This is a genomic window from Actinomadura rudentiformis (assembly GCF_008923185.1).
In the GTDB taxonomy this organism is placed as follows: Bacteria; Actinomycetota; Actinomycetes; order Streptosporangiales; family Streptosporangiaceae; genus Spirillospora; species Spirillospora rudentiformis.
On the sequence record NZ_WBMT01000008.1, the window covers coordinates 265,817 to 284,176 of the forward strand.

The window sequence follows — 18,360 nt, forward strand, 5'->3', positions numbered from 1 at the left end:
GGTCAGGTGCTCACTCGACCGCCGGCGTCCTCGATCACGTGCGGCACGATCAGCACCGGCCGCTTGACGTGGTGCAGGACCCGGTCCGAGACGCTGCCGAGCAGGACGGACTTGACCCGCGCCAGCCCGCGCGTGCCGGTGACCACGAGTGTGGCGTCGATCTCGTCGGCGACGTTCACGATGGTCGCCCAGATGGGGCCGTTGCTCGACTCGGCGCGCGGGATGACGTCGGTCAGCCCCGCCCTCCGGGCGAGCTCGGCTCCCTCGGCCGCGAACCTCTCGGCCTGCTGCCGCTCCCGCCGTTCCGCCCCGGCGGCGTCGTCTCCGACGAACGCGGGGGGTGCGGCGGCCGAGGACCTGGCGATCTGCAGGAGCAGCGGCTCCCAGACGACCAGCACGACGGCCGGTGCCGGGCTCACGTGCCGGCCGGCGAAGTCGATCGCGGCCTTGGCGTCGTCCGAGCCGTCGTACGCGATGAGGATGGTCATGCCTCAGTCATGTCCCGAGCAGGGAGAACGAACACCCCAAGAAACAAACATCCCGAGAACGGGGCGACCTCTCAGGCTCGCGCCGACTCCGCCGGACGGCCGGGACCGGGCGGCCCGGCGAAGGCCTGCGCCACATCCAGCCACCGGTCGGCGTCCGGCCCGTCGGCCGTCACGGCGAGGTCGGCGCGGTTGCGCCGCTGCGTCACCAGCAGGCAGAAGTCCAGCGCCGGTCCGGTCACCGACTGCGCGGCGTCCGCCGGGCCCCACGTCCACTCCTCGCCGTCAGGGGACGTGAGGGCCACGCGGAACTCGGCATCGGGCGGCGTGAGCCCCCGGACGTTGAACGCGAAGTCCCGTGTCCGCACGCCGATGTGGGCGACGTGGCGCAGCCGGTGGGTCGGCTCGCGCCGCACGCTCAGCGCGTCGGCGACGTCCTGGCCGTGCGCCCAGGTCTCCATCAGGCGGGCCGTGGCCATCGAGGCCGCGCTCATCGGCGGGCCGAACCACGGCAGCCGGGTGCCTGCGGGCACCGCCGCCAGTGCCGCCACGATCTGGCGCCGGCCCGTCCGCCAGCGTTCGAGAAGCCGTGCCGGATCGTCGGCGGCGCCGTCGGCCGCCCCTGCCTCCACGAACCCGCCGGGATCTGCCAGCGCCTCGGCGACGATCCCGTTGAACGCCTCCTCGTCCGTGGCCGCCGCGATCGACTGGTCGTCGGTCCAGGCGAGATGGGCGATCTGGTGGGCGATCGTCCAGCCTTCGGCGGGTGTCGGGGTGGCCCATGCGTCGGCGGGAAGCGGCGCGACCAGCGCGTCGAGCGCGTCACCCTCGGCGGTGAGGTCCGCGAGAAGCGAGGTGAGATCCGGCATGCCGCCAGCATTCACCGTCGGACCCCATCGCGTACAGACCCCGAACCGAATCTCATTCTGAAGCGACGGCGGCGCGCGCGGCCGCGTAGTCGGCCTTGCCGTTGGGCAGGCGCAGGCCCTGCTCCGTCCGCAGGAACGCCTTGGGGATCTTGTAGCGGGCGAGATGGGCGGCGCAGCCCTCCCTGAGGTCGTCGTCGGTCGGCGCCGCGTCGCGGTCGAGGCGCAGGACCGCGACGATCTCGGTGCCCCAGCGTTCGCTCGGCCGGCCGACGACCAGCGCGTCGGCCACCCCGGGGAGATCGCGCAGCACGGTCTCGACCTCCTCGGCGAAGACCTTCTCGCCGCCGGTGTTGATCGTGGTCGCCTCGCGTCCGTGCACCTCGACGGTGCCGTCCGCGCGGAGCCGGGCCCTGTCGCCCGCCACCACGAGGCGCTCGCCGTCGAGGACGATGAACGTCGCGGCGGTCTTGACCGGGTCGTTCAGGTAGCCGAGTGGCAGCAGGCCGCCTTTGGCCAGCCAGCCCAGTTCGTCCTCGCCAGGTGAGAGCTTGCGGCTGCGGTCCGCGCTCAGGACCGCGGTGCCGGGCGCCGGGACGAACGCACGGTCCGCCGGGCCGCGCCGGGTCACCGCGAAGCCCGACTCGGAGGAGCCGAGGACGTCGTGGATGTGCGCGTCCGGCAGGTGATCGAGAAGCCGCCGCTTGACGTCCGGGCTGATGCCCGCGGCCGAGTTGAGCAGCGTGCGCACCGTGGACAGGTCGTAGGAGCCGCGGTCCAGCTCTTCGACGACAGGGCGGGCGAACGCGTCGCCGACCATGAGCATGCGCGTGACGCGCTCGCGTTCCGCGGTGGCGAGCAGGTCAGCGGCGTCCAGCCCGTCCACGCGCCCGGGGAAGACCACGCATCCGCCGCCGCACCAGCCGCCGAGCGCCGACCATGTCCCCGTCCCGTGCATGAGCGGCGGACCGATCAGCACCCGATGGCGGCCCTTGACGGCGCGTTCGACGGCCTCCTCCAGATCCGTGATGGGGGTGCCGTCACGGCGGGCCATCCCGAGCGGGCCGGTCATGAGGTCGCCGATCCGCCACAGCACGCCCTTGGGAAGGCCGGTCGTCCCGCCGGTGTAGAGGATGTGCAGGTCACCTGCGTCCGGCCGTACGTCCAGGGGCTCCGGAGACACCGAGGCGAGGGCCGTCTCGTAGTCGAGGGCTCCTGGGAGCAGGTCTTCACCGGAGTCGTCGGCGACCTGGAGGAGGAGCGGTGCCGCGTCCAGGCGTTTGGCCACGCGGCCGATGGTGGCGGCGAAGCGCGCGTGGAAGAGGATCGCGGTGGGCCGGGCGTCCGTGAAGAGCTGGGCCAGCTCGCCGTCCACGTACCGGTAGTTGACGTTGAACGCGGAGGCCCGGGCCTTGTGCGCGCCGAGCAGGCCCTCCAGGTACTCCGGGCCATTGTGGAGATAGAGCGCCAGGTGGTCGTGCGGGGACTCCCACGGCTCGGTGGCACGGCCGTGGCGGCCCAACCCGTGCTCGTGCAGGACGCGCGCCAGCCGCCTGCTCCGTTCGCCGACCTCGCGCCAGGTCATCCGGCCACCTCGCCAGACCAGGCACTCGCGGTCGGGGATCGCGGCAGCGATCGCCTCATGCAGGGTGGCCAGGTCGAGCTGGGGCATCGGCACTCCTCCAGGGACGGCTACCTGGGATCACCGTAAACGATTGCTTACCGAATCTCGTTCAGCAGGGTGGTGCGTGGAGAATCCTGGGGTGGCCAGAGCGCACAAGCCCGAGGGGGAGATCACCCGCGGCACCACCGCACCGAACCGGCTGCGCCGCATCGACCGCTGGATCGCCGCGACGCAGGCCGGTCCGTTGCGTTCGGCTGAGCTCCCGCTGGCGGTCGACCTCGGCTACGGCGCGTCCCCGGTGACGACGGTCGAGCTGTACACGCGCTTGCGCGCGGTGTCGCCCCGGCTTGAGGTCGTGGGGATCGAGATCGAGCCCGATCGGGTGGCCGCCGGGCTCGCGTATCTGGCGGAGCGTCCGCTGGCGGGACTGTCGTTCCGGCGCGGCGGCTTCGAACTGCCTGTGGACCGCCCGCCCGTGCTGGTCCGGGCGCTGAACGTACTCCGGCAGTACGAGGAGGCCGCCGCCTGGCAGGCCTGGGACGGGTTGTGCGCGAAGCTGGCCCCGCAGGGCGTCCTGGTCGAGGGGACGTGCAATGAGATCGGCCGGCGCGCCGTCTGGGTGACGTTGACGCGCTCAGGACCGCAGACGATCACGTTCGCCGCGCATCTGGGCTCGCTGGGGCAGCCGTCGGAGCTGGCCGAACGGCTGCCCAAGACGCTGATCCACCGCAATGTCCCAGGCGAACGGGTGCACGCGCTGCTCAGGGACTTCGACCGCTGCTGGGCGGTCGCGGCCCCGCATTCGCCGTTCGGACCCCGCGCCCGCTGGATCGAGGCGGTCTCCCTGTTGGCGCGCACCCACCCGGTGCTCACACGACCCCCGTACGGCGGCCGCGCCCGCTGGCGTCTAGGCGAAGTAACCCTGCCCTGGTCGGCCGTGGCCCCGCTCCGAGGATGATCCTCATCGCTCGGAAGCGGTGGAGTCAGACGCGGTGGAGTCTGTGGGGGGCTGCCTGGACGCGCGGCTGTACGTCGATCCGGTCGATGTTGACGTGTGCGGGGCGCGTGACCGCCCAGGCGACACAGTCTGCGACGTCGTCCGCCACCAGCGGCTCCGGCACGCCCTCGTACGGCTTCTCGGCCTTGGACGTGTCGCCGCGGAACCGCACCAGGCTGAACTCCTCCGTCTTGACGAGCCCCGGCGCGATCTCCGTGACGCGGACGGGCTCGGCGACCAGTTCCAGCCGCATGACCTCGTTCACCGCGTACGCGGCGTGCTTGGCCGCGTTGTATCCGGCGCCGCCCTCGTAGTTGGCGTGGGCGGCGAGGGATGTGATGTTCACGACATGGCCCGCGCCGCTCGCGATCAGCTTGGGCAGGAGCGCCTTGGAGACGCGGAGGAGGCCGAGCACGTTGGTGTCGTACATCGCCTGCCAGTCGGCCGGGTCGGCGGCGGCGACGGGCTCCAGTCCGATCGCCCCGCCGGCGTTGTTGACCAGCACGTGGCACTCGGCGAGCCCGGCGGCCAGGGCGTCGACCGACTCCTGGTCGGTCACGTCCAGGACCACCACCGCGACCTTCCCTGCGCCCGGCACCTCGTCGGCGATCTCCTTGGCCAGGGCCTCCATGCGGTCCCGCCGCCGTGCCGCCAGCACGACGTTGAATCCCTCGGCGGCGAGCCTCCTGGCCGTGGCCGCGCCGATCCCACTGCTTGCTCCGGTGACAACCGCCGTCTTACGCATGGGCCTAGCGTCCCAGGCACGGCGGCGTGATTGAACATCGGGTCGAACGGCCCACGGAGCAAGACCCTGGAGCAAAGCCTTGTCTGTAGCAAAGCCTTACTGACTGGTAAGTAGCAAATGTGGTGACTGCCGCCACATTGGTCGTATTGGTCACGTTCGTCCCGCATGGAAGCCCCTGGGTGGGAACACATTTTGCGATCGGTAGGTTGCACAACCGGAGGTGGTGTTCGTGGCGCGTCGTGTCAACCGGGTTGCGACGATCAGCGTGCACACATCGCCCCTTGACCAGCCGGGCACCGGCGACGCGGGCGGCATGAACGTCTACGTCGTCGAGGTGGCCAAGCGGCTGGCCGCCCGGGGGATCGAGGTCGACATCTTCACCCGCGCCACTTGCCGGGCGCTTCCGCCGATCGTCGAACTGGCCCCTGGGGTACTGGTGCGCAACGTCGTCGCCGGGCCCTTCGAGGAACTCGACAAGACCGAGCTGCCGGCCGAGCTGTGCGGCTTCACATCCGGAGTGCTGCGCGCCGAGGCCTCCTACGACCCCGGTCACTATGACCTGCTCCACACCCACTACTGGCTCTCCGGCCAGGCCGGCTGGGCCGCCAAGCGGCGCTGGGGCGTGCCTCTCGTCCACTCGATGCACACGATGGCCAAGGTCAAGAACGCCGCACTGGCCGAGGGCGACACCCCCGAGCCCGCGGCACGCGTGCTGGGGGAGGAGCAGGTCGTCGAGTCCGCCGACCAGCTCGTCGCCAACACCGCCAAGGAAGCCCGCGAGCTGATCGAGCTGTACGGGGCCGAACCCGGGCGGGTCGCCACGGTCAATCCCGGCGTCGATCTCTCGCTGTTCCGGCCCGAGTCCGCCCTGCTCTCGCGGAGCACCGGGCTGCTGCCGCATCGCACGGGCCCCGCCCGGCGACGCCTCGGCCTGCCGCGCGACGCGTACGTGCTGCTCTTCGTCGGCCGCATCCAGCCGCTCAAGGCGCCCGACGTGCTGCTGCACGCGGCGGCCCGGATGCTCAAGGACGACCCGTCGCTGCGTTCCAAACTGGTCGTGGCCGTCGTCGGCGGCCCCAGCGGCAGCGGGCGTTCGCGACCCGAGGGCCTGCAGCGGCTGGCCGCTGAGCTGGGCATCTCGGATGTCGTACGGTTCGAGCCGCCGTCCCCGCAGGACGAGCTCGCCGACTGGTACCGGGCGGCGGACGTCACCGTCGTCCCCTCCCACAACGAGTCTTTCGGCCTCGTCGCCGTCGAGTCACAGGCCTGCGGCACGCCGGTGGTCGCCGCCGCCGTCGGCGGGCTCTGCACCGCGGTCAAGGACGGCGAGTCCGGCGTGCTGATCAGCGGTCACGACCCGGCCGACTACGCGCGGGTCCTGCGGCGCCTGCACGCCGAGCCCGGCCTGCACGCCCGGCTGGCCCGGGGCGCGGTGCGACACGCGCAGTCTTTCGGCTGGGACAGCACCGTCGATCGGCTTCTCGAGGTGTATACAGGCGCCTTGACCATGTTCCCGACCGGCCGGCACCGCCTCGCGCCGGAGGTGCCGGTGCTGTCCGCCGCTTCGCCCGCCGCTTCCCCGACCGCTTCCGCCGAGGTGTCCGCATGACCACGACCGATCCCGTCGCCGTGATCGAAGAGACGCTCCGGGCGGCCGAGTTGGAGTACGAGGTGCCGCGTTCCGGCGCGTTCTTCGTCAAGCTCCCCGGCCAGCACAAGCTGGCCACCATGACCTGGCTGATCGTCGGTGACCACAGCCTGCACGTCGAGGCGTTCTTCTGCCGCCGTCCAGACGAGAACCACGCCGAGTTCTACCGCTTCCTGCTGGAGAAGAACGGCCGGATGTACGGGATGGGATTCGCCCTCGACGACGTCGGCGACGTGCACATCGTCGGCAAGCTGCCGTTGAGCTCCGTCAGCCCCGAGGAGATCGACCGGATCCTGGGCTGCGTCCTCACGTACTCGGACGAGAACTTCGACAAGGCGCTCGAACGCGGCTTCAAGACCTCGATCCAGCGGGAGTGGGACTGGCGGGTCAAGCGCGGCGAGAGCCTGGCCAATCTGCAGGCCTTCGCCTCCTTCGCCGACCCCGACCGCCGCTGACGCCGCGTTCAGAGACCCCTATAAGCTCTGGTGCCATGGCGACCCTGGTATTGCTCCGGCATGGCGAAAGTGTGTGGAACGCGGAGGGCCTCTTCACCGGCTGGGTGGACGTGGACCTGTCCGCGAAGGGAGAGGGCGAGGCCACCAAGGGTGGTGACCTGCTCCTCGACAACGACCTCACCCCCGATGTGGTCCACACCTCGCTGCTGAAGCGCGCGATCCGTACCGCCAACATCGCGCTGGACGTCGCCGACCTGCTGTGGATCCCGGTGCGCCGCTCCTGGCGGCTGAACGAGCGGCACTACGGCGCGCTCCAGGGCAAGAACAAGGCGCAGACGCGCGAGGAGTTCGGCGAGGAGCAGTTCAAGATCTGGCGCCGCTCGTACGACACCCCGCCTCCGCCGATCAAGGACAACGACCCGCTGTCCCAGGTCAACGACCTGCGCTACGCGAGCCTGCCGTCCGAGCTGATCCCGCGCACCGAGTGCCTCGCCGACGTGGTCGACCGGCTCCTGCCGTACTGGTACGACGCGATCGTGCCCGACCTCGCCGCCGGCCACACCGTGCTGGTCGCCGCGCACGGCAACTCCCTGCGCGCCATGGTCAAGCACCTGGACGACGTCTCGGACGAGGAGATCACCGAGCTCAACATCCCCACCGGCATCCCGCTGGTGTACGAGCTGGACGACGACTTCGCACCCCTCAAGCGCGGCGGCGAGTACCTCGACCCGGAGGCCGCCAAGGCCGCCATCGAGGCCGTCAAGAACCAGGGCGCCGGGGGAGGCGCCAAGGCCCCCGCGGCGGCCAAGGCCCCGGTCCCGCCCGCCCCGGCGGCGCCCGCTCCGCCCGCCCCGTCTGGCGGCCGCAGGGGCAAGCGAAAGAAGTAGGCCACACGACACACGCTGGCCCTACGCCCACGATGAAGGGGCGCCTCCCGCGGGGGAGGCGCCCCTTCGTGGTGTGGGCCCCGTACGGTGTGGGCCGGACTTCGGTGGGGCCACAGGGTGCGGATCGCCTAAGCGTCGGACGCCGGAGCCGGAGCCGGGTCGAGTCAGGAGCGGGCTTCGGGCGAGTCGATGATCTCCTCCGGGCGCTGACCGGTGACCATGTAGACCACGTCCTCGGCGACGTGCACCGCGTGGTCGGCGAAACGCTCGAAGTAGCGGCCCGCCAGGGTGATGTCGACGGCCGGCTCGACGCCGTACTTCCACTTCGGGGAGAGCAGGATGTCGAAGAGCTTGCGGTGGAGCTGATCCATCCGGTCGTCGTCGGCGTCCAGCTCCAGGCCCATCTCGACGTCCTGGGAGGCGATGACGCTGCCCGTCTTGGCGATCATGCGTTCCGCGATCTGGCCCATCTCCAGGACCGTGGCCTGCAACACCGGCGGAACGGCGGACTCGGGGTGACGGCGCCGGGCGGTCTTGGCGATGTGCACGGCCAGGTCGCCCATGCGTTCCAGGTCACCGCTCATGCGCAGCGCGGTGATCAGCGTCCGGAGGTCGCCCGCCACCGGCTGCTGGCGTGCCATCAGGTCGAAGACCGTCTCCTCGATCTCCGTGTCGATCTTGTTGACCTGCTCGTCCCCGCTGATGACCTCCTCGGAGAGCCGCAGGTCGGCGTCCAGGAGGGCCGTCACCGCGCGGGCCATCGCGGACCTGACCAGGCGGGTCATCTCCACGAGCTTGTCGGAGAGGGAGTCGAGTTCCTCGTGATAGGCGTCGCGCAATTGAACATCCTCGGTGCGTATGGGGTTGACGGACGGTTTCGTACCTGGTCCAGGACGTACTCGTCCACACCACAGCCTGCCTGATCTGCATGAATGAACCCACATATAGAGGTGAACTTTGGGCTAACGAGACCGTGTCGGATGGCCTCTTGGTGCAGGAACTGCCTGAATGGCACTTACGATCCGAAGTGTGGAGGTCGAGATAGTCGCAGGCCTGACGGGGCTTGCCGGGCTCGCGATCGGGCTCACTACGGGATTGGCGGTGCGCGTGAGCGAGCGAGCCCAGCAGGTCACGGCCCCGGCCGCACCCCAGAGTGGGCTGCCGCCGGGCGTCGCGTCGGTGCTGAGCGTTCTGCGGTCCTCGGCCGTCGTGGTCGACAGCGAGGATCGGGTTCTGCGCGCCAGTTCGGCGGCGCGCGCCTTCGGGCTGGTCAGCGGCGACCGGCTGGTGGTCGACAAACTGCTGGCGATGGCCCGGCTGGCCCGCCGGGACGGTGAGATCCGCGAGACGGAGGTCCAGGTGGCCCCCGCCAAGGGCCGGGGCCGGGCCGAGGGCCGCTGGTTCGCCGTCCGGGTCGCGCCGCTCGGCTCACACGGGCAGATCCTCGTGCTGGCCGAGGACCTCACCGAGATGCGCCGCGTCGAGGCCATCCGCCGCGACTTCGTCGCCAACGTCAGCCACGAGCTCAAGACCCCGGTGGGCGCGCTGTCCCTGCTCGCCGAGACCGTGGAGAACGCCGCCGACGACCCCGAGGCCGTCCGCCGCTTCGCCGGCCGCATGCAGCACGAGTCCGTCCGGCTGACCAACCTCGTCCAGGACCTGATGACGCTGTCGCGCATCCAGGGTGACGAGCCGCTGCCCGAACTGCACCCGGTCGCGCTCGACGAGGTGATCGTCGAGGCGCTGGACCGGTGCCAGATCAAGGCGGGCGCCAAGAACATCGAGCTGACCAGCGGCGGCCAGGACGGCCTGAAGGTGCGCGGTGACGAGGAACTGCTGACCACCGCGATCCGCAACCTGATCGACAACGCCGTCGCCTACAGCCCGGACAACACCCGCGTCGTGGTGGCCGTCCGGCAGTGCGACGAGCACCACGTCGAGATCAACGTGACCGACCAGGGCATCGGCATCCCCGAGGCCGACCTGGAACGGATCTTCGAGCGCTTCTACCGGGTCGATCCGGCCCGTTCCCGGCAGACCGGCGGCACCGGCCTCGGTCTGGCCATCGTCAAGCACGTCACCACCAAGCACGGCGGCGAGGTCGTGGTCTGGAGCAAGGAGGGCTCCGGCTCGACCTTCACCATCCGGTTGCCGCTCCTCAACCCGCCTCCTCAGTCGAGAGAGGGCAGGCACGGCGACGCCTCAAGCGTTCACCCGAACCCACCGACCCCCTGATCAGGGACCGATCCGCCGAATTTGGAAACCCGCCCGGGAGGCAACACCGTGACCCGTGTGCTCGTCGTCGAGGACGAAGAGTCGTTCAGCGACGCACTTTCGTACAACCTGCGCAAGGAGGGCTTCGAGGTCGCCGTCGCGGCCACGGGCCCCGACGCGCTGGACATCTTCGACCGCAACGGTGCCGATCTCGTGCTGCTCGACCTGATGCTGCCCGGCCTGCCCGGCACCGAGGTGTGCCGCGAGCTGCGCGCCAAGTCGAACGTCCCCGTGATCATGTTGACCGCCAAGGACAGCGAGGTCGACAAGGTCGTCGGCCTGGAACTGGGCGCCGACGACTACGTGACCAAGCCGTTCTCCACCCGCGAACTGATCGCCCGCATGCGCGCCGTCCTGCGCCGCCAGGGCGAGGTCGAGGAACTGGCCCCTGCCACCCTGGAGGCCGGCCCGGTCCGCATGGACGTGGAACGCCACGTGGTCAGCGTGAACGGCGAGGCCGTACAGCTCCCCCTCAAGGAGTTCGAACTCCTCGAAGTGCTGCTCCGCAACGCCGGTCGCGTGCTCACCCGCATGCAGCTCATCGACCGCGTCTGGGGCGCCGACTACGTGGGCGACACCAAGACCCTGGACGTCCACATCAAGCGCCTCCGCGCCAAGATCGAGGCCGCCCCCTCCACCCCCCGCTACATCGTCACGGTCCGTGGCCTGGGCTACAAGTTCGAGCCGTAAACCCCCGCGCTGACACACTCACCAAACGGCCCGCCTTCGCGCGGGCCGTTTCGCTTACCAAGCCCGATTTCCGTGCCAGCCCATGTCTGTCCCAAGCCCCATGTCCGTCCCAAGCCCCATGTCCGTCCCACGCTCCGATGTCGTAGACCGGCGGTAGCGTTCACCACGTTGGAGACCGGTCAGAGTGCCCACCCGGGCCCGCGGCTCAAGGGGGGCGGGTAAAAGTAGCCTCCCGGACCCAGTCTCGGAGTCGAAATCAATCCCAGCGACCCCGCCCCCCTCCCTCCAACACCCAGGTTTGCCGGCGGGTGATGGGTTGAACGCGAACGGCCTGCCTCGGGTGGTTGAGGCAGGCCGTCCGGCGGATCGAGGCGGGAATCAGCCGTGAGAGGCCGGGCTCTCGCTGGCGGTCGGGGCGGTCGTTCCGTGGCCGCCGCCCTGGGTGGGGGTGCCGTTCTCCGCGCCGCCGTGCTCGGTGGCACCGCTGGGCGTGGTGGCCGGGGTGCTGGCCGCGCCGGGCACCGGGACGCCGGTGGAGACCGGGGCGTACGTGGCGAACTCGCCCTGCTGCGGGATGACCGGCACCGAGACCTCGACGGATCCGGCTTGCTCGAACTGGAGCTTCACCTTGACGGTCTCGCCGCCGCGCAGCTCGCGGGTGAGGCCGGACAGGACGACCAGCGGGGCCTTGCCGGTCGCCGCGCCCGGGGCGGTCGGCGTGCCGGTGGCCGGGGCGGTGGGCGTGGCCGAGGACGGTGCGCTGGGGCTGGCGGCGGCGCCCGGGCTCCCGGTCGCGCCGGGGGCGCCGGAGGGCGCCTGGGTGCCGGTCGCACCGGGCGAGGGGCTGGTTCCGCCGGGCGAGGGGCTGGTCTCGCCAGTGGGCTTGGTCGTCGGCTTGGTGGCCTTACCGGTGGGCTTGGCGCCCGGGGTGGCGGCCGAGGACGGGCCGACGAGCGACACGGCGCTGCCGGCGCCGTCCGGCTGCGCGGGCGGCATCGTCAGGGCGCCGCCGGAGATCTGTACCTGGGCGAAGTCGGGCGAGGTGACGCTTACCAGCCGGTCCTGGGCCTTGACCTGGTTGATCAAGGTCGCGTAGAGCGGCAGCGAGCTTCCCTGGGGGAACACCTTGTCGGGCTCCGGGCCCAGCAGGAACATGTTGCGGATGTCGATCTTCGACACCTTGTCGCCCTGGGGCACCGAGGCGTTGACGGCCTCGGTCAGCTGGGTCGGGGCGGCGGACTGAGGGGTCTCACCGGCGCCGCAGCCGGAAATCACCGGCGCGATGGCGACGGCGCCCGCGATGGCGAACGCGACCACTCGACGGCTGTTACGGATCACGGCGTCGATCTCCTCGCGAAAAAGGTGTAGTCGAAGAAGGGGCGGCGCGGAGCGCCAGGGGAAGCGTAGCGAGGACCGACCGGTGTTCCGGCGTCGGGGTGGCCTTTCGCAGGCGAGGAATCGCGTTCGCCGGAGGGCGTCAGGAACCGTTGCGAGTGGCGGGGACGGCCGGCCACTGGAGCTTCCGTACTTTTTCGGTCAGTTCCTTCCCCGGCTGCGGGTCGTCCACGATGTCGCTCACCAACCCGTCGGGCCCGACGAGAACGGCGGCCGGCTTGCCGCCGGGCTTCACGTACGTCCCGGCCATGTATCCCTGGTCGTCCTCGACGAGGTTGACCGGCCCACCATGGACGGCGCCCTGCAGGGTGCGCAGTTTCTTGAGGGAGGCCTCGCGTGAGGTGGAATCGCCTCTGCGGTCGAACATGAGCCAGAAGCCGACCCTGGACTCCTTTGTCCGTGTGGAGAGCTCATCCACCAGCTTCCCGCAGGCGCAGGACGGCGGCACGACCGCGAGGACGCCCGGCCGCAGCGCCTGGAGCCGCTGCCGCCTGCGCTGCCCGGACACCACGGTCACCTCGCCGTCGGGCAGGGTGCCGCCGATCTGGCCGATGGGCGCGGTGGGATGCGGAGTGATCATCGAGGTGGAGGGGCGAGAGACCGGGCGTGGACCGAACGCGGTCATCAGGGCCCCGCTCAGCAGGGCGACCAGGAGGGCGCCCGCGATGATCGGCACGGCGACGCCGAAACGGGTGAAGGGGCGCAGCAGGCGACGGGTGCGTGCCCGGCGGCGGCGCTGGCGTTCCTCGCGGCGATAGGCGACGACCTCGCGTTCGAGCTCCCGCGCGTCATCCGGCACCACCACGTCGATACGTGGCAGGCCGTAGTCGTCTGGCTCGGGGTCGCCGTCTGGCCTCACGCCGCACCTCGCTGTCCTGAGTCCCGCCAAGCCTCGTTCGCGCGCCCTTTTCGACCTGTACGGGCGCTTCGTACCCGCGCAGCCCGGCATGTGCACCTCCCAGTATGGGCCGCTTCCCGCATACTGGGAGGAGGATGTTCGGAGGTGTTCTGGGTGCCGCCACGTGTCCGTTCGCGCGTGCGTTTTAGGCAGGGAACATGGGCGGAATGCACCGTTCAGGAGCTTTGTCAAGACCCCAATTAGGGGGTTGACCTGCGGATTTGTCTTTAAGGCCGGTACAGCCACTGCCGGGTCCGTGCTACCCTGGTTCTAGCGGAAGGGGTACTTGTCACATGACTTTCCAGGTCGGCGACACCGTCGTCTACCCCCACCATGGGGCTGCTCGGATCGAGGCCATCGAGACTCGCACCATCAAGGGTGAGGAAAGGACCTATCTGGTCCTGAAGGTCGACAAGGGCGACCTGACAGTTCAGGTTCCAGTCGAGAACGTCGAGGACGTGGGTGTCCGTGACGTGGTCGGCCAGGAGGGCCTGGAGAAGGTGTTCGAGGTGCTTCGCGCACCCTACACCGAAGAGCCGACCAACTGGTCGCGTCGCTACAAGGCCAATCTGGAGAAGCTGGCCTCCGGCGACGTCAACAAGGTGGCCGAGGTCGTCCGCGATCTATGGCGGCGCGACAAGGAGCGCGGCCTGTCCGCAGGTGAGAAGCGCATGCTCGCCAAGGCCCGGCAGATCCTGGTCAGTGAGCTCGCTCTGGCGGAGAAGACCAACGAGGACAAGGCCGAGGCCCTCCTCGACGAGGTCCTCGCGACCTGAGCGTGAGCACACAGCTTCCACGGGTGGGCGTCGGTACCGACGTCCACCCGTTCGCTTCTCCCGACGCCGAGCCCCGTCCCCTGTGGGTGGCGGGCCTCGAATGGCCCGGCCAGGGCCTCGAAGGCCACTCCGATGGTGACGTGGCGGCCCACGCCGCCTGCGACGCCCTCCTGTCGGCGACCGGCCAGGGCGATCTGGGCGCCGTCTTCGGCACGTCCGACCCTCGCTGGGCCGGCGCCTCCGGAGTCACCCTCCTGCGCGAGGTGGCCCGCCGCGTCCATGAGTCCGGCTTCGCCATCGGCAACGTCGCCATCCAAGTGATCGGCAACCGGCCACGGATCGGCAAGCGCCGAGCCGAGGCCGAAAAGACCCTCAGCGAGGCCTTGGACGGCGCCCCCGTCTCCATCTCCGGCACCACCACAGACGGCCTGGGCCTGACCGGCCGAGGCGAAGGCATAGCGGCCATAGCCACCGCCATGGTCTTCCCCCGCTCGTAATCCGCGGGGACCTCGGACGCCGTGCGGTCGCCTGTGCCGTGGGGATTCTGCCCGTGGTTCAGGGGGTGGCAGGGTAAATCGTTCCGGAGACCTGGCCGAGGCTGATTCGGGAGCCGGAGGTGCCAGGAGCCGTGGCTCGCATGGTGACGGTGTCGCCGTCTTCCAGGAAGAGGCGCTTGGTTCCGTCGGGCAGTTCGATGTGGTCCTCGCCGTTCCACGTCAGCTCCAGAAGGCAGCCGCGTTGTTCGCGCTCGGGTCCGGAGACCGTTCCGGAGGCGAAGAGGTCGCCGGTGCGGAGAGGCGCGCCGTTCACGGTCGCGTGCGCCAGTTGCTGGGGCGAGCTCCAGTACATGGTGGCGAACGGCGGCCGGGAGATCACTTGATCGTTGATGAGGACCTCGATGGCGAGGTCCAGCCCCCACGGCTCGTTCACCTGTAGGTAAGGGAGCGGCGCCGGATCCTGGGCGGGCTGGGGCACCCGTGCGGCCTCCAGAGCGGCGACCGGCGTCACCCAATGGGAGATGGACGTCGCGAAGGATTTGCCGAGGAACGGACCCAGTGGTTGCGATTCCCAATACTGGATGTCCCGCGCGCTCCAGTCGTTCACCAGGACGAAGCCAAAGATGTGGTCGGCGAACGAGTCGGGAGCCACGCGGCTGCCGGCGGCCGACGGAACGCCTGCGACGAAGCCCACCTCTGCCTCGAAGTCGAGCTTGAGAGAGGGGCCGTACGTGGGTGGCTGGTCGGGTGCGGTCCGGCGTTGGCCGCAGGGCCTGATGATCGGCGTTCCAGCGGCATAGACCGTGCCCGAACGACCGTGATAGGCGACCGGAAGGTGTTTCCAATTGGGCGTCAGCGGGTCGCCGGTGGGCCGGAAGATTCGTCCGGCGTTGGTCGCGTGGTCGAGGGACGAATAGAAGTCGACGTAGTCGGCCACGTCGACCGGTCGCAGGAGATCCACGTCTGTGATCGGCACCAGGTGCGGCTCGACGCCGGCGCGGTGGGTCTCGTCGGTGAGGAGCTCGGTGAGGCGAGCCCGGTTGGCCTGCCAGACGGCGCGTCCCGCGACCATGAAGCCGTTGAGCGAGCCGGAGGCGAACCAGTGGCGGTCCTCGATCAGCCCTGCTGCTGACAGGCCCGCCAGGTCCAGTACGTACGCCCCGATGGCCACGCCCACTCGAGGCAGCTCGCCCGGCTTGGAGAAGACTCCATACGGCAGATGGTCGACGCCGAAGCCGCTGTCTTCACCGACCTCAACCCACGAAACCGTCGTCATGGGGACCTATCTTCCCCAAATCGCCCAATCCGACCAGGCCCAGCCGGGTCAAATCTGCGCGCGGTGAATTGATGTCACACGATCCGATGGAGGTCAGGAGACGGCGGGTGGTCTCGCCCGGGGTGCTGTTCGCGTCGGTGGTCATGGCAGTGACGTCGGTGCGGTCGAGGATCTGCTGGAGGGTTCGTTCGAGGGGCTGCATGAAGTGGTCGTACGCGGGGGTCGCGGCACGGGAGACCGCCAGGAGGAGATTGAGGAAGCCGTGGTGGCGGATGCCGGTGGCCGGGTCGGTGTGCCGTACGGCGTGATGGAGCCCGGCCGTGCATTTGAACGGCACGTCTCGCTCGGCACAGGCGGCGATGAAGGCGGCCAGCTCGGCGGTGGACGGGAACGCCTCGCCGACCAGCCCGCCCGTGCGCAGCTTGGCGCCGAGCGGCGCGCCGCGAGCGCGGGCCGCGGCCAGGCGGCCGAGGATGTCCCGCCAGCCGGGCGCGCGCCGCACCTCGATGTACGTGGGCACGTCGGAGGGCAACCGCGCGATCGTCACGGCGGCGGCCCGCGCCTGATCGGCGTCCTCAGGCAACGCGATCTCGACCGCGACGAGGCGTACGCGGGGTTCGGAACGCACGGCGTCGAGGGCTTTGGGAAGGTCGGCCAGGTCGGTGTCGGCGATCAGACCGAGGTCGAGCAGGTCCTCGGGGACCAGATGGGTGCGCAACTCGGCGATCCGGGACGCGGGACACAGGAAGCGCCCCACGACCGGATCGGGGGCCGCTGCCGCGGCCCGGTAGGCCGGCAGCGCCTCATCCATGGGCGCACATGAGGGAGAGAAGAGGGCGGCGTCATCGAAGAGCCGCGTGAAGAGGCTCATGCCCGGTGTCTACCCGACGTCTTTACGTTGACTCGGACCAGGCCCCGGCGTCCTGAAGCGGCGCCCATTAGCGGCGGTGGCCGGTGGCGGTGGTCGGTCAGGGCGGCGTGTGGCGGTGGCCCGTAGCGATGGTCCGTGGCGGTGGCCCGTGGCGGTGGTCCGTTAGGGCGGCCTGAGGCGGCAGCTTGTGGCGGTGGCCGCTAGGACGGCCTGTAGCGGTGGCCTGTAGGGGCCCTCCTGTGGCGGTGTCTGTAGGGGCGGCCTAAAGCGGTGGCCTGTAGTGGTGGCTAGGGCGGCCCGAAGCGGTGCCCCGTAAGGGCGGCCTGAAGCTGCGGCCTGTAGTGGTGGCGTTAGGGCAGCCTGAAGCGGTGGCCCGTGGCGGCGGTCTGTAGTGGTGGTCCGTCAGGGCGGCGTGTGACGGTGCCCTGTAGCGGGTCCTGTGGCGGCGACCTTAGTGGCGGCCTGTAGCGGTGGGCTGTGTCAGTCGGCGGGCGGGGTCGGGGAACTGCGGAACCTGCTCGAAGGCGGGTGCCAGTCCCAGATCCGAAGGTCGTCACCCTCGTCGTCTTCGTTCTTGGACGCCGCAGGTGTCTTGGTGGTCGTGGGGCTTTCGGCGTTCGCGGGAGCGTCCGCGTCGACTGGGTTATCGACGGCGGGTGGCGTGCCTGCGGCGGCCGGGGTGTCAGCGGCGGACCGACTGTCGGTCTTGGCCCGAGTGCTGGTGTCGGTCGGGGGCGTGGCGGCGGTCGGGGTGTTGGCCGCGGCTGGGATGTCGCTGTCGGCTCGGGTGTTGGAGGTTTCGTGGGTGGCGGTCGGCGCGGGGGCGGAAGGCGGCCCAGGAGGGGCACTTGCCAGGAGGTTGCGGTGAGTCGGGGGGACTGGCTCGTCGTCTCCGGCGTCGGGGTCCTCGGCGCGGTCGACGACGGGGAACTCGGTCTCGTCCTCGGCGGTGTCGAGTGCGGAGGGGACGACGATGTCGGGACGAGTCGTCTTCGCCAGGCTGGCGGAGCTGGGTTCTTCGCGCGGTCGCGTTCGTACGAGCTCGACGTCCGTGGCCAGGAGCGCCGGAACAGGAGGACGAGGGGAGGTCTCTTCGGGATCGTCGTCGTGCAGGTCGGGTCGTGTGAGGGGTTCGGGGGCAGGGGCAGGCGGCTCGGGGACGTGGGTGTGGCGAGGCTCGGGCTCTGGAACGCGTTCGTCGAGTTCGGCTGTGACTTCGACCTCGTGGGCCGACTCGGGCTCTAGTTCTGGGTGCGGCTGTGGCGCTGGAGCGGTTTCTGGGAACGGGATCAGATCTGGGTCGGAGTGGGTCGCCTCGGGGGAGGCAGGCTCGTCCACCGGGTAGTCGAAGTCTTCGGGACGTTCTGTGTGGTCTGGGTGTTCTGGGCTCGCGATGGTGGTCGTGGTGCGGACCTGCTTGAACATCGTCAACCACAGCCATACGGCGATGACGAGCATGGCATGGGGCGCGACGGCGATGCCTGCCTTGACCGGCTTGTCAGGCAGGGATTCGTAACCCCAGAGAGAGTGTTGTACGCCGATCGCGGCAGCGCCCCCGAGCAGGACAAGCAGGAGCACCCACCGGATCGACCGCGACCACCACCTGGCCTGCCGACTGACCACCAGGGAGAGGATCGTCATCACCACGAGCGCGTCCGCCATGACCGGGTAGACGGGTGCCCAACGCTTGCTGGCCTTGCCCGCTATGGCGAGTTCCCGCATGACGTCGTACGTCAGGACGAACGCGCCGCCCAGAAGCACGGCGACGACGAGGCCCGCGGACACGGTGAGAAGCCGGCGCAGCGCGGTGGTGGAACGATCGGAGGGCATCTTCTCAACTCGTCTCGGGGGAGAGCGGATGGGCGTGCCGACGGGCCGTACGGGGGAGTCGCGCGGTCTTGGGCAGGGGTGAGGGGCAGGCGTTTCGTGGTCTGTTCAGGAACTTTCACGGGGAGATTAACCAGCCCCGGGGATGG

Annotated in this window: 18 protein-coding genes; 8 read left to right on the forward strand and 10 right to left on the reverse strand. The window is 70.1% G+C overall.

Going from position 1 to position 18,360, the window contains the following annotated elements; translation table 11 throughout:
- Positions 1-2: 2 nt before the first annotated feature.
- From F8566_RS18820 to F8566_RS18830, 3 genes are all read right to left on the reverse strand, one after another.
- Entirely contained in the window at positions 3-488 is a 486-nt protein-coding gene (locus F8566_RS18820) for a universal stress protein (protein ID WP_151561570.1), read from the reverse strand.
- A 71-nt stretch (positions 489-559) separates the two neighbouring features.
- Positions 560-1,354 (reverse strand): TIGR03084 family metal-binding protein, encoded by a 795-nt coding sequence (locus F8566_RS18825; protein WP_151561572.1) that lies wholly within the window; start codon positions 1,352-1,354, stop codon positions 560-562.
- A gap of 52 nt (positions 1,355-1,406) precedes the next feature.
- The gene (locus F8566_RS18830; protein WP_151561573.1) at positions 1,407-3,023 is read right to left on the reverse strand and encodes an AMP-binding protein; all 1,617 of its coding nucleotides are present in this window, start codon (positions 3,021-3,023) and stop codon (positions 1,407-1,409) included.
- Between the two features lie 91 nt (positions 3,024-3,114).
- Here F8566_RS18830 and F8566_RS18835 point away from each other — a divergent pair, with 91 nt between their 5' ends.
- Positions 3,115-3,933, forward strand: coding sequence for a class I SAM-dependent methyltransferase (locus tag F8566_RS18835; RefSeq protein ID WP_151561574.1), 819 nt, complete (start codon positions 3,115-3,117; stop codon positions 3,931-3,933).
- Between the two features lie 25 nt (positions 3,934-3,958).
- On the opposite strand, the gene F8566_RS18840 is transcribed toward F8566_RS18835, so the two are convergent.
- On the reverse strand, positions 3,959-4,717 hold the full coding sequence (locus tag F8566_RS18840; RefSeq protein WP_151561576.1) for an SDR family NAD(P)-dependent oxidoreductase: 759 nt from the start codon (positions 4,715-4,717) through the stop codon (positions 3,959-3,961).
- A gap of 229 nt (positions 4,718-4,946) precedes the next feature.
- On the opposite strand from F8566_RS18840, the gene mshA reads away from it, so the two are divergent.
- From mshA to F8566_RS18855, 3 genes are read left to right on the forward strand one after another with little or no spacing between them, the layout of a single operon-like run.
- Positions 4,947-6,326 carry a D-inositol-3-phosphate glycosyltransferase gene (gene mshA / locus F8566_RS18845; protein WP_151561577.1) on the forward strand — a complete coding sequence of 460 codons (1,380 nt, stop codon included), beginning with the start codon at positions 4,947-4,949 and terminating at the stop codon, positions 6,324-6,326.
- Positions 6,323-6,820, forward strand: a complete 498-nt coding sequence (locus F8566_RS18850) for a type III secretion system chaperone family protein (RefSeq protein WP_151561578.1) — start codon at positions 6,323-6,325, stop codon at positions 6,818-6,820. The genes mshA and F8566_RS18850 overlap by 4 nt, the downstream gene beginning before the upstream one ends.
- A 35-nt stretch (positions 6,821-6,855) precedes the next feature.
- Entirely contained in the window at positions 6,856-7,707 is an 852-nt protein-coding gene (locus tag F8566_RS18855) for a phosphoglyceromutase (RefSeq protein WP_225993308.1), read from the forward strand.
- Positions 7,708-7,871: 164 nt separating this feature from the next.
- On the opposite strand, the gene phoU is transcribed toward F8566_RS18855, so the two are convergent.
- A complete protein-coding gene (phoU, locus tag F8566_RS18860; protein WP_151561580.1) occupies positions 7,872-8,546 on the reverse strand; it encodes a phosphate signaling complex protein PhoU in 675 nt (224 codons plus the stop codon).
- A gap of 190 nt (positions 8,547-8,736) precedes the next feature.
- Between phoU and F8566_RS18865 the strand changes: the two genes are divergently transcribed.
- Together F8566_RS18865 and F8566_RS18870 are read left to right on the forward strand one after the other, a co-directional pair.
- On the forward strand, positions 8,737-9,942 hold the full coding sequence (locus F8566_RS18865) for a sensor histidine kinase (protein ID WP_151561581.1): 1,206 nt from the start codon (positions 8,737-8,739) through the stop codon (positions 9,940-9,942).
- Between the two features lie 48 nt (positions 9,943-9,990).
- Positions 9,991-10,671 (forward strand): response regulator transcription factor, encoded by a 681-nt coding sequence (locus tag F8566_RS18870; RefSeq protein WP_151561582.1) that lies wholly within the window; start codon positions 9,991-9,993, stop codon positions 10,669-10,671.
- Positions 10,672-11,049: 378 nt separating this feature from the next.
- On the opposite strand, the gene F8566_RS18875 is transcribed toward F8566_RS18870, so the two are convergent.
- A complete protein-coding gene (locus F8566_RS18875; protein ID WP_151561584.1) occupies positions 11,050-12,009 on the reverse strand; it encodes a hypothetical protein in 960 nt (319 codons plus the stop codon).
- 139 nt (positions 12,010-12,148) lie between these two features.
- Positions 12,149-12,925, reverse strand: a complete 777-nt coding sequence (locus tag F8566_RS18880) for a hypothetical protein (protein WP_151561585.1) — start codon at positions 12,923-12,925, stop codon at positions 12,149-12,151.
- A gap of 332 nt (positions 12,926-13,257) precedes the next feature.
- On the opposite strand from F8566_RS18880, the gene F8566_RS18885 reads away from it, so the two are divergent.
- Both F8566_RS18885 and ispF read left to right on the forward strand, forming a co-directional pair.
- On the forward strand, positions 13,258-13,740 hold the full coding sequence (locus F8566_RS18885; RefSeq protein ID WP_151561586.1) for a CarD family transcriptional regulator: 483 nt from the start codon (positions 13,258-13,260) through the stop codon (positions 13,738-13,740).
- A 23-nt stretch (positions 13,741-13,763) separates the two neighbouring features.
- Positions 13,764-14,237, forward strand: a complete 474-nt coding sequence (ispF, locus tag F8566_RS18890; protein WP_151561588.1) for a 2-C-methyl-D-erythritol 2,4-cyclodiphosphate synthase — start codon at positions 13,764-13,766, stop codon at positions 14,235-14,237.
- 58 nt (positions 14,238-14,295) lie between these two features.
- On the opposite strand, the gene fahA is transcribed toward ispF, so the two are convergent.
- From fahA to F8566_RS18905, 3 genes are all read right to left on the reverse strand, one after another.
- Entirely contained in the window at positions 14,296-15,513 is a 1,218-nt protein-coding gene (gene fahA / locus F8566_RS18895) for a fumarylacetoacetase (protein ID WP_151561589.1), read from the reverse strand.
- Complete coding sequence (locus F8566_RS18900) at positions 15,491-16,384, reverse strand: hypothetical protein (protein ID WP_151561590.1); 894 nt, start codon at positions 16,382-16,384, stop codon at positions 15,491-15,493. Before F8566_RS18900 ends, fahA begins: the two co-directional genes overlap by 23 nt.
- 480 nt (positions 16,385-16,864) lie before the next feature.
- On the reverse strand, positions 16,865-18,214 hold the full coding sequence (locus F8566_RS18905) for a DUF2637 domain-containing protein (protein WP_151561591.1): 1,350 nt from the start codon (positions 18,212-18,214) through the stop codon (positions 16,865-16,867).
- Positions 18,215-18,360 lie beyond the last annotated feature (146 nt).